Genomic DNA, 11239 nt, shown 5'->3' with positions numbered 1-11239 from the left:
GTAATAATTTTTTAAGGATCGCCTCTTTACGTTCTGGTGAATACCGAGCCATATCGTTCTCTTTTGCCGCACCCTGTCTTTAAACATAATGATTATTTAGGGGTGACAACAATCCTGACACAGGGGGATACATCGCCGTGGCTAAATAATGTCGTTAGTGTGGTGGCTTCAAGCTCAATAAGTGCGTTCATATCTTACCTCCTACTCGCGTCATTACTTAATTGATAGCAGCTAGCGTCACACTTCCCTAGATTCATTGTTTGTAAGCGATTTCTGTTAATAGCGTTTGTGCATATAGGGCTGCATTAAATGGCGTCATGGGCGGCTAAATATCATCGCCAAAGATGAAAGGCTTTCAGTTTTCTGGACAGTTTTTGAGCTTTACAAGTGATAAATCGCCTTTAGCACCACCAAGGAAGAAACAAAACTGAAAGTTTTCTGTAATTATAGTTTTGGCTTTGTTATACTCATGCCCACGGAATATATCCCTTTCCTCACAGGCAAAATGTCAGCATAGAATGACATGCCTCTGCGACCTTACCCAATCAAGCAGGAGTTGTTATGGAAGTTCATGAATACGAAAATGCTTATTATCAAGTGAAAGACGATGTACTGACGTCTTTACCTGCTGAAAGCGAAGAAGAAGTGATCCAGGCCTAATCGATAACGATTAGACTGACGGTACTTATGAGTCGGACGTAACAAAACAAGCACATTGAAATAGCAATCTTAGGGTTGCTATTTTTTTAGCTGAAATCGGCGCTAGGATTGAGCGCATGAGAAGACATGCGCAATAAAAGTGGCGAGCGAGAAGGGAGATTAACCGTTTACTTTGCGCTTTTCTGGCATCAGCTCGACGATAGTCCACTTACTGCCAATCTTGTGAAGACGTATGGTCCTGTCATCAATCCACGGCTGACCGCCTTTAAGGCCTTTCATTTTGATCACTACAATGACGTCTTTGGTAAATTTACGGAAAAAGTCGATATCGATATCATCAATTTCCATTTCAACATTGGTCATCGACAGGCCGAGCATATTGCGCTGCACCGCGGCGGCAATATAGTAATGGGTGAGCACTTGTTTAATTGGCTCATCGACAAATTGCTTGGCTTGTTCAACATCTCGATCGACATAAATCGCTTTAAAAAAGCCTAAGCTCACTTCTTCGGGCGATAACTGGCGTTGATCTTCCGTCGAGGGATCGCCACAACCAAAGAGGAACAGCAGGGAGATAAATAATAGAGTTCGCATAAGTTTTAGTTATTGGAATTTGTTCTGAGTATCGCGATTTTAGACTTAATGCACAAGTTTTGTCGTTATTTGCAATCTATTGGGAAATGCGTTGACTCAAGCCTATTGAGTGTGGCATATAGTTAGGAGGCATATAAAAAGGTTATCCACAGAAACTGTGGAAAACTATGTTGAAGACTTCAGTGATACTTTGTAAGTCACTGATATTGTCTTGCTTTATCTGCTGGTTAAAAAGTGACGCTTTTCAGTTTTCCGCCATGTTCCACTTTCACTTGTGGATATTTTTCGCCGTTCACTCACCTTATTCACACCGCTTAATTCGTTTTTCCTCGTATTTAGTCTGCTTATTTTGCCATATTGGCTTTGCTATTGAGCCATTGTCGCAGCGCTATAGCCTTGCTTAAGCTAAATTTGAGCATAAAAAAAGCACCGGTAAGTACCAGTGCTTTGTTGTGCGTAACGCTATGCAGATTTCGCTCTGTTAGCCTTTAGCTGCGTCGTTTTGTGCTGCTTGAATTGCCGTTAGGGCGATAGTGTAGACGATATCATCGACTAACGCGCCGCGAGATAAGTCGTTCACAGGTTTGCGCATACCTTGCAGCATAGGACCGATACTGATCAGGTCCGCGCTTCGCTGTACGGCCTTGTAAGTCGTGTTGCCTGTATTGAGGTCTGGGAACACGAAAACGGTGGCTTGGCCAGCGACAGGACTATCAGGTGCCTTAGAGCGAGCAACATTTGGCATAACCGCCGCATCGTATTGCAATGGACCATCAATAATCAGATCTGGGCGTTTTTCTTTGGCAATACGGGTCGCTTCACGCACTTTATCCACATCTGAACCTGTGCCTGAGTTACCGGTTGAGTAGCTGATCATCGCCACTCTTGGCTCAATACCGAAGGCTTTTGCTGATTCCGCCGATTGGATGGCGATATCGGCTAATTGCTCCGCATTTGGATCTGGGTTAATTGCGCAGTCACCGTAAACAAGCACTTGATCTGGCATCAACATAAAGAAGATGGACGAAACTAAGCTTGAGCCCGGTGCCGTTTTGATCAATTGCAATGGTGGGCGGATGGTATTGGCTGTGGTGTTAACCGCGCCAGATACAATACCGTCAACTTCGTTTTGCGCCAGCATCATAGTGCCAAGCACCATGTTGTCTTCTAACTGTTCACGAGCAACGACTTCCGTTAAGCCTTTGCTGCGACGCAGTTCCAACATAGGTTCTACGTAACGGTCGCGCACCTCTTCTGGATCGATAATGATCACGCCTTCGCCAAGCACCACATCTTGCTGTGCGGCGATACGCAGGATTTCATCTTTTTTACCTAAAAGCACACAGCGAGCAATACCGCGTTCTGCACAAATGGCCGCCGCTTTAATGGTACGCGGCTCATCACCTTCTGGCAGCACCACAGTCTTGTGGGCGGCGCGCGCTAATTCCGTGAGTTTGTAACGGAAAGCTGGTGGTGACAGGCGATGCTCACGGGGCGAGTTTTTAGTCACGCTTTCAATCCACGTTTGGTCAATGTGGCTGGCCACATAATCCTGCACCAGATCGATACGGACGGCGTCATCAACGGGTACTTCATGGTCGAAACGTTGAATGTTGAGCGAGGTTTGCCAAGTGTTACTGTCGATCAAGAACACAGGTAAACCGGTTTCAAAGGCCTGCTCACACAGCTTAAGAATTTCTGGCTCCGGCTCATAGCTACCGGTCAACAACAGGGCACCAATTTTCACGCCGTTCATGGCCGCAAGACAGGCTGATACGATCACATCTGAGCGGTCGCCTGAGGTTACAAGCAAGGAGTCAGTCTTAATATGAGTGACCATGTTCGGTATACTGCGGGCACAAAACGTTACTTTACGCAGACGGCGGGTATGCATTTCGCCGGCATTAAGAATGCGTGCACTTAAATGTTTCGCTAAATCCGATGCACGAGGTGCAACAAGATCAAGATTGTAGGGCACGCTGCCTAAAATACGCAGTGGGCTCTTACCCGGCAGTTGGAACATGCTGGCCGCATCTGAGCGTTGAACACCTTGGTGATCAAAGACTTCAGATAGATCAGGGCGCGCGCGACCTTCGTCGTCCACGGGTGCTCCAATCTTGTTAATCACAGCGCCAATTAAGCGTTTATTCTTTTTCCCGCCCCAAGAGTTATAGGCGATTTCGAGGCGATTCATTAGCCCTGTGGCCGTATCACTGCCTGGTGTGGCAATAAAAATCACGTCGGCATCCATAGCTTTAGCGATGGCATAGTTCACATCATCGGCGAAGGGATGATTACGCGTTGGTACTAGACCTTCGACAATTAAGGTCTCAGTGTTGCTAGCGCAATCGGCCGCACGGGCAATGATTTGCTCCATTAAGACGTCGATTTGGTCGGCGCGGATTAAGGCTTCGGCATGGGCCATGTCGAAGGGCTCTAAGGGATTTACTGTTGGCGATTTGCTCAGAATAGTGGTCGAGCGTTCTGGGCCATTATCGTTTGGACGAAGCTGAGAAATAGGCTTAAAGAACTGAACCTTAACCCCGTGGCGCTCCAGTGCGCGCACCATCCCAAGGCTTAAGGAGGTCAGGCCGACTCCGGTACCTATGGGGATTAACATAATATTACGAGACATAAAAACCTCTAGTTTCGATGGTTTTTGGCAGAAGAGTTTCTGCAAATTTGCTTGTGAGTATGGCTATGTAAAGCGTAAAGCCGTTTGGGTGAGCAAACGGCTTAGGTCATTTTTTATTTGTTGATCAGTTTAATTGAATCTTCGGCGATAACCCATTCTTCGTTCGTTGGGATCACCATGGCAATCGTGCCTTTATCTTGAGTGATGATGCCTTTCTTACCGAAACGCGCCGCTTTGTTGCGTTCGCTATCAACATGGAAATTGAAGATTTCCAGCATGTTGAGTACTTTTTCACGGATTAAGTCTGAGTTTTCACCAATGCCGCCGGTGAACACAACAGCATCTAAACGGCCCAGTGGCACAGTGTAAGAGGCGATGTATTTGGCTAAACGGTAGCAGAAAATTTCTAAGGCTAAAGTCGCGCCTTTATGACCGTCGGCGTAACCTTCTTCGATGCCGCGGCAATCGTTAGTCAGCTCGGAAATCCCCAGCAGACCACTTTGCTTGTTCATCAGGTTATTCACTTCTTCTAAGGTGTAACCCAGTTGGTGAACTAAGTGATAGATGATTGAAGGGTCAATATCGCCACAACGTGTGCCCATGACCAAACCTTCTAATGGGGTTAAGCCCATAGACGTGTCGACACTTTTGCCGCCTTTGATGGCCGTGACCGACGCGCCGTTGCCCAGGTGAGCACAGATAACGTTGGTTTCTTCAATGGGCTTGTTGAGCATTTTTGCCGCTTCACGGCTAACGAATAAATGACTCGTGCCATGCATGCCATAACGACGGATACCGTGTTCACGGTATAACTTGTAAGGCAGGGCGTAGACATAAGCTCTGTCTGGCATGCTTTGGTGGAAAGCGGTATCAAATACAGCAACCTGTGGCAATTTAGGGAAAGAGGCAATGGCTGCACGGATGCCGATAAGGTGAGCAGGATTGTGCAGGGGGGCTAATGAAGCACAATCTTCGATACCTTTGATCACGCTTTCGTCGATGATCACAGAACGAGTGAACTTTTCTCCGCCGTGAACGATACGGTGGCCAACGGCTTGAATTTTCGCTGCTAATTCAGGCTGTTCCGCAAGAATTTTATTAACTATGTATTCAACTGCTTCACGGTGAGCCGTAAATGCGCCTAAGGCCGCTTCATGTTTTTCGCCGTTGATTTTCCATTTAATGCGCGAGTCTTCTAAACCAAAACATTCGGCTAAGCCAGAAATTTGATCGTCACCTGTTTGCGCGTCAATGACGGCAAATTTGAGAGAAGAGCTACCGCAATTGAGAACTAAAACCAGATTATTTGACATGTGTAAACCCTTTGCCATTGTGTTTAATATAACGATTCAAAAAATTAGGATCTGCGGTGTTTTTACCATAACAGTCTTGGGGCGATTCGCCAGATTGTGCTATGGTAAAAGCAGTATTCCATTGTAGTTGGTGTCTAAAATTGAGCATTAAGATCCTCAAAACCTTAGGTGATGGTCATCAATATATGAAGACTTGGCCTATGGTTAGACAACTGGGTTTTTATTTCCCTGAGTATCGGGTCGTCCGAGCTACTCAGCTCGCCATACTGGTGATGCCAGTGTTAGCGTTTTTTGTGAGTATGAGCCAGCTGTATATTCACGGTTGGGCATTTCTGCCCCAAGCTGTCACTCTCGGTTTATTTTTCATCAGCTTACCGTTACAGGGGCTGCTGTGGTTAGGTTGGCGAGCGCGCCATCCATTACCGTTAACGCTGTTCGACTGGAGTAACCAGTTGAGTGCGAAGTTGTCGTCCATGGGTATCAATTGCCAAACTTTAGGTGCTAAAGCCTGTTATCTCGATATGGCACTGATTTTAAAAATAGCCTTTGAGCGTTTAGATGCCAGTTATTGGGAAGAACTTTAGGCCGTTGCCGCTGCTATCCGTGTTGGCTTTTCTATTACTGTGGATTAATAAATCGCGTTAATCCCTTGCCCAACAAATACGGCTTTGATCTTTTCCATGGTTTCTCGGCTCGGTGGTGATATGCCATCGAGTTGATAGCTTTCGCCCATGGCTTCCCACTTGTGTTTACCTAATTCGTGATAGGGTAGCAATTCTACCTTTTCAATATTTTTCATGGGCTTGATAAACTCGGCCAGTTGTAATGCCGATGCTTCATCGTCGGTAAATCCGCCCACCACTACATACCGTATCCAAGTCGCTTGATTACGCTCTGCCAAATACTGCGCAAATTGCAATGTTCTATGGTTGCTGACTTTGGTTAACTCAATATGTTTTTCATCGTCCATGTGCTTGATGTCGAGCAGGACCAAGTCAGTGTGGTCGAGTAACTCATCAATCACTGGCGTGTACTTACGTACAAAACCATTGGTATCTAAACAGGTATGAATACCTTCTTGCTGACAGGCTGTGAATAATTCGGCGACGAATTCTGCCTGTAAAATGGCTTCACCACCACTGGCCGTAACACCACCATTGCTGGCATCGAGAAAAGGCCGATAGCTGATGATTTGACTCATTAACTCATCGACCAGAACTTCTTTTCCGCCATCAAGATCCCAAGTGTCACGGTTGTGGCAATACTGGCAGCGCATTAAACAGCCTTGCATAAAGGTGATAAACCGTATGCCTGGACCATCGACTGTGCCAAAGGATTCCACCGAGTGGATCCGACCGATAACTGCCATTGTGACTCCTGTTAAAATAAGTGAGGCTGTAGCACAGTGTACTACAGCCTTGACTAATTTAGCTTACAGACCTTTTGTGAATGTACGCGTGATCACATCTTGTTGTTGTTCTGGTGTCAGTGAGTTGAAGCGCACAGCGTAGCCTGAAACACGGATGGTCAGCTGTGGATACTTGTCTGGATGCTTAACGGCATCTTCGAGCATCTCACGGTTCATCACGTTAACGTTTAAGTGTTGGCCACCTTCTTTTTTGTCATTGTGGTCGAAGTATCCGTCCATCAATGCCGCTAAGTTGGTACGGCGAGCATCATCATCTTTACCCAGCGCATTTGGCACGATTGAGAAGGTATAAGAGATACCATCTTGAGCGTGAGCAAATGGGAGTTTTGCCACTGAGGTTAAAGAAGCGATTGCGCCTTTTTCATCACGGCCATGCATAGGGTTTGCACCCGGTGCAAATGGCGCACCTGAACGACGACCATCGGGTGTGTTACCGGTTTTTTTACCATAAACCACGTTTGAGGTGATGGTCAGAATTGACTGCGTTGGGATAGCGTTGCGATACATTTTACGGTCGCGAATTTTCGCCATAAAACGCTCGACTAAGTCACAGGCGATATCATCAACACGTGGGTCGTTGTTACCAAATTTTGGATAGTCACCGCTGATTTCGAAATCAACTGCTATGCCGTTTTCATCACGAACCGGTTTTACGGTGGCGAATTTAATGGCAGACAGTGAGTCGGCAGCGATAGATAAACCCGCAATACCACAAGCCATAGTGCGACGTACGTCTCTGTCGTGCAGTGCCATTAGCGCGGCTTCGTAAGAGTACTTATCGTGCATGTAGTGGATTGAGTTCAGTGCAGTGACATATTGAGTCGCTAACCAATCCATTAAACCGTCTAAGCGATTCATCACATCATCAAAGTTGAGCACTTCGTCTGTGATCATGTCTGCTTTAGGGGCAATCTGGATTTTCAGTTTTTCGTCTACGCCGCCGTTAATCGCATACAACATAGTTTTGGCTAAGTTAGCGCGAGCACCGAAGAACTGCATGTGTTTACCCACAACCATAGGGCTCACACAACAGGCGATTGCATAGTCGTCTGATTGGAAATCTGGACGCATTAAGTCATCGTTTTCGTATTGGATTGAGCTAGTGTCGATAGACACTTTGGCGCAATATTTTTTGAAACCGATTGGCAGTTTATCTGACCATAATACTGTGATGTTTGGCTCTGGACTTGGACCCATAGTGTAAAGGGTGTTCAAGAAACGGAAGCTTGATTTAGTCACTAACGTACGGCCATCTAGACCCATACCGCCGATTGACTCAGTCGCCCAAATTGGGTCGCCAGAGAACAATTCATCGTATTCTGGAGTACGTAGGAAGCGCACCATACGCAGTTTCATCACGAAATGGTCAATCATTTCCTGAGCTTGTTGCTCAGTTAAGGTGCCATTTTTTAGATCGCGTTCAATATAGATGTCGAGGAATGAAGAGGTACGACCTAATGACATCGCCGCGCCATTTTGGCTCTTCACTGCGGCTAAGTAACCGAAGTAAGTCCATTGAATTGCTTCTTGTGCAGTGGTCGCTGGGCGAGAAATATCGCAGCCATATTTGGCAGCCATTTTCTTCATTTGACCTAGTGCACGGTGTTGCTCGGCAATTTCTTCACGTAATTGGATAACATTTGATAATTCTTCACCCGCTTCGAACTGTGCTTGCAGTGAAGTGAATTGGGCAAACTTATCTTTCATTAGGTAATCGATGCCGTAAAGTGCCACACGGCGATAGTCACCAATGATACGGCCACGGCCATAGGCATCGGGTAAACCTGTTAAAATACCTGATTTACGGCAAGCCATAATTTCTGGGGTGTAAACATCGAACACACCTTGGTTATGGGTTTTACGCAGTTCTGAATAGATGTATTTAACGTCTTCATCTAGCACGCGGTCATAGGCAGCGCATGAGCTTTCCACCATGCGGATACCACCGTTAGGCAACATAGCGCGTTTTAGCGGCGCATCTGTTTGTAAGCCAACGATAGTTTCTAATTCTTTGTTGATGTAGCCAGCGTCGTGGGAAGTGATGGTAGAGACCATCTTAGTATCGAAATCAACAGGCGCGTGGGTACGGTTTTCCTGTTTGATGCCTTCCATGACTTTATCCCACAGGATTGTGGTCGCTTCGGTAGCACCGGCAAGGAATGATTCGTCGCCTTCAAAAGGCGCGTAGTTTTGTTGGATAAAGTCACGTACATTGACTTCAGATTTCCAATCGCCAGGGGTAAAGCCTTCCCATGCGTTGGCAAACAGTTCAGTTTTTTCGGTCATCGTACTAATACCTTCTGGTTAAGATAAAGGTTATTGGCAATCAGCGTGAAGCGATGCTGAGTATAAGCCAATAGCTAATTCCTGAAATAAAGCTCCCTTCATGATGACGCCCTATGATGGGAACTGGATTTTGAAGTGCTGTCACTCCAAAAGTCTGTCTATTGATACCCGATAAGATGACAAATATTCGCTTACTTTGATTATCGGCTACCGATCAATCTCTTTTATAATTGGTAAGACCAATTGTCCATAAGCATATTAACATAGGTCTGTCGCTATCGCATCTTAAACGGATTGGTTTGTGCTCGCTTAATCCCAAATTTGCTAGCTAGGTAGCATTTTTTTACTACTATTAGGAATACAGCACGCTTTTCTACTTGGTGTGACATTCAAACTTGTCACTCCTTAAATCACTAAGCCTTTGGTTGTTGCCATTTACTGTCCCCCTTTATTTGGGAGAAATCTATCCTCGTATCGATTGATTTTTGCTGGGGTCGCGTTATGGGCGAATAAACTAGGTATGACTGTGGCAGTTTTGTTGATGGTTTAGAAACAAGCTCCATGTTAGCTATTTGTATTAATTGTAGTTTATTCGCTAACCTTGTTGATGTTTGGGCATAGTGTAGGGCCTCCCATCGGGCAAAACGCTAATGCCTGAATCCTGCTAAAAATTATAAAAGAGTGGCTGAACAAGGTTTCTGCTGCTTATCAGGTATGTTATCGCTTATCACACGGCTAGACTGTCAAGACAGAGGAGTGGAGTGCTGGCGGAGCCAATCCAGTGGATATTGAAGTGTGAGAGACAATCTATTGCTACATCTATGCTTCAGTGCCAAATCAATGCTTCAGGGGAGAGTCGAACTGAGTTTACTGAAGCTGATTTTAGTCATCCATTTTATTGCGAGTTTGAGCATGAGTGTGCTCGCGAGTTACATAAGCTTACGATGGAAACGAGTTATTTTAGGGTAAAGACGACCTAAAAACATGTCATCCTGATGGGTGAAATTGTTTGATTTTTGGTAAGACCAATTAACCTTTTGTGTTTTTGGCTTCAAAGTTTTCACATTTTTGGTGTGAATAACATCACGCTTTAGCAATATCTACTTCACAGCATGAGCGCGTTGTATGGTACAAAGCGAGACTTTAGTGAATCATCATTTTCAGCAAATCAACATCTCGGTTTTGATTCGTGCTATCTGCGCAATGGCGCTGCAGGAGAGATACATGCTACGCATTCAAGTCTGTTTATCTGAAGTTGGAGTCATGCAATGAAAAGCCCAATTCCATCATCAGCCCCAACTGTGATAAATAGCGCCCACGAAGCGCCACAGGTTTCTGCGCACTTTAGTTGTTATAATCAGGCGGAAATTTACGGTACCAGCAAAGTGGTTAAAGCGCCTTGGCAATCTTTTGGCTTGGCTGTGTTTGCTGGTGTTTTCATCGCCTTAGCCTTTGTATTTTATCTCACTGTGACCACAGGTGCTGGCGATGCGCCTTGGGGTTTAGTTCGCTTAGTGGGTGGAATAGCCTTCAGTTTAGGTCTGATTTTAGTGGTTGTTTGCGGCGGCGAGCTGTTCACCAGTTCCGTACTCAGTACCGTGGCTTGGGCACAAAAACAGGTCTCTGGCGCAGAGTTACTCAAGTGTTGGTGCCGGGTTTATGCGGGCAATTTTGTCGGCGCTATACTGATGGTTTGTTTGATCACCGCCGCCGGCATGTATGAACTCGATGGTGGTCACTGGGGATTAAATGCCCTTAAAGTGGCGCAACACAAACTGCATCACTCTTGGATCCAAGCTTTTAGCTTAGGTATTTTGTGTAACATGTTGGTGTGTTTAGGCGTGTGGATGACCTTCGCCAGCCGTGATGTGTTAACTAAATCCCTACTGTTAATCTTACCCGTGGCCATGTTCGTCAGCAGTGGTTTTGAACACAGTATCGCTAATCTGTTTATGGTGCCTATGGGCATGATGATCCAATCTATCGCCAGCCCAGAGTTCTTTGCATCTTTAGGTGTGACTCAAGAGCAGTTTGCCGATTTAACCGTGACTAACTTTATATTCAACAACTTAATCCCAGTCACCTTAGGCAATATTGTTGGCGGCGGTGTGATTGTGGGTTTAGGTTATTGGTGGGTAGAGCAGGGGAAAACAACGTCAAGCGATCCACACAAAGTTCACCATGAACACTTTTCTGCACCCCATTCACATACCGAAAAACCTCAACATGCGAGCGAGATTAAGCTGTCTAAGCATTCTTAGAACGCCTTTAATTATCAGTCTGAAGTGAAAGTGCCCAGCAAATCGCTGGGCATTTTTATGC

7 protein-coding genes are annotated in these 11239 nt (G+C 45.7%); 2 read left to right on the top strand and 5 right to left on the bottom strand.

Annotated elements, in window-relative coordinates; all coding sequences use genetic code 11:
- Positions 1–819: 819 nt before the first annotated feature.
- The 3 genes from K5Q99_RS20230 to ackA all read right to left on the bottom strand — a co-directional run bounded on the left by K5Q99_RS20230 (position 820) and on the right by ackA (position 5202).
- On the bottom strand, positions 820–1254 hold the full coding sequence (locus tag K5Q99_RS20230; RefSeq protein ID WP_011847127.1) for a nuclear transport factor 2 family protein: 435 nt from the start codon (positions 1252–1254) through the stop codon (positions 820–822).
- Positions 1255–1735: 481 nt separating this feature from the next.
- Positions 1736–3889 carry a phosphate acetyltransferase gene (gene pta, locus K5Q99_RS20225; RefSeq protein WP_220777940.1) on the bottom strand — a complete coding sequence of 718 codons (2154 nt, stop codon included), beginning with the start codon at positions 3887–3889 and terminating at the stop codon, positions 1736–1738.
- A 113-nt stretch (positions 3890–4002) separates the two neighbouring features.
- Positions 4003–5202 (bottom strand): acetate kinase, encoded by a 1200-nt coding sequence (gene ackA / locus K5Q99_RS20220; RefSeq protein WP_006082161.1) that lies wholly within the window; start codon positions 5200–5202, stop codon positions 4003–4005.
- A 140-nt stretch (positions 5203–5342) separates the two neighbouring features.
- On the opposite strand from ackA, the gene yfbV reads away from it, so the two are divergent.
- The gene (yfbV, locus tag K5Q99_RS20215) at positions 5343–5786 is read left to right on the top strand and encodes a terminus macrodomain insulation protein YfbV (protein ID WP_086010619.1); all 444 of its coding nucleotides are present in this window, start codon (positions 5343–5345) and stop codon (positions 5784–5786) included.
- Positions 5787–5830: 44 nt separating this feature from the next.
- Here the strand turns inward: yfbV and pflA are convergent, their stop codons facing one another.
- Together pflA and pflB are read right to left on the bottom strand one after the other, a co-directional pair.
- Positions 5831–6571, bottom strand: a complete 741-nt coding sequence (gene pflA, locus K5Q99_RS20210) for a pyruvate formate lyase 1-activating protein (protein WP_063884797.1) — start codon at positions 6569–6571, stop codon at positions 5831–5833.
- 63 nt (positions 6572–6634) lie between these two features.
- Complete coding sequence (gene pflB, locus K5Q99_RS20205) at positions 6635–8917, bottom strand: formate C-acetyltransferase (RefSeq protein WP_107948095.1); 2283 nt, start codon at positions 8915–8917, stop codon at positions 6635–6637.
- Between the two features lie 1268 nt (positions 8918–10185).
- Between pflB and focA the strand changes: the two genes are divergently transcribed.
- Positions 10186–11178, top strand: a complete 993-nt coding sequence (gene focA, locus K5Q99_RS20200; RefSeq protein WP_220777939.1) for a formate transporter FocA — start codon at positions 10186–10188, stop codon at positions 11176–11178.
- Positions 11179–11239 lie beyond the last annotated feature (61 nt).

Origin of the sequence: Shewanella hafniensis (assembly GCF_019655335.1) — a bacterium.
Classification (GTDB): Bacteria; Pseudomonadota; Gammaproteobacteria; order Enterobacterales; family Shewanellaceae; genus Shewanella; species Shewanella hafniensis.
Note: the sequence above shows the minus strand (reverse complement) of the source record. Positions and strands in the feature narration are given on the sequence as shown.

Bases quoted from the DNA above. Each gene is read 5' to 3' on its own strand.
- focA (WP_220777939.1), top strand. From the start codon at position 10,186: ATGAAAAGCCCAATTCCATCATCAGCCCCAACTGTGATAAATAGCGCC.
- pflA (WP_063884797.1), bottom strand. From the start codon at position 6,571: ATGGCAGTTATCGGTCGGATCCACTCGGTGGAATCCTTTGGCACAGTC.
- ackA (WP_006082161.1), bottom strand. From the start codon at position 5,202: ATGTCAAATAATCTGGTTTTAGTTCTCAATTGCGGTAGCTCTTCTCTC.
- pflB (WP_107948095.1), bottom strand. From the start codon at position 8,917: ATGACCGAAAAAACTGAACTGTTTGCCAACGCATGGGAAGGCTTTACC.
- pta (WP_220777940.1), bottom strand. From the start codon at position 3,889: ATGTCTCGTAATATTATGTTAATCCCCATAGGTACCGGAGTCGGCCTG.
- K5Q99_RS20230 (WP_011847127.1), bottom strand. From the start codon at position 1,254: ATGCGAACTCTATTATTTATCTCCCTGCTGTTCCTCTTTGGTTGTGGC.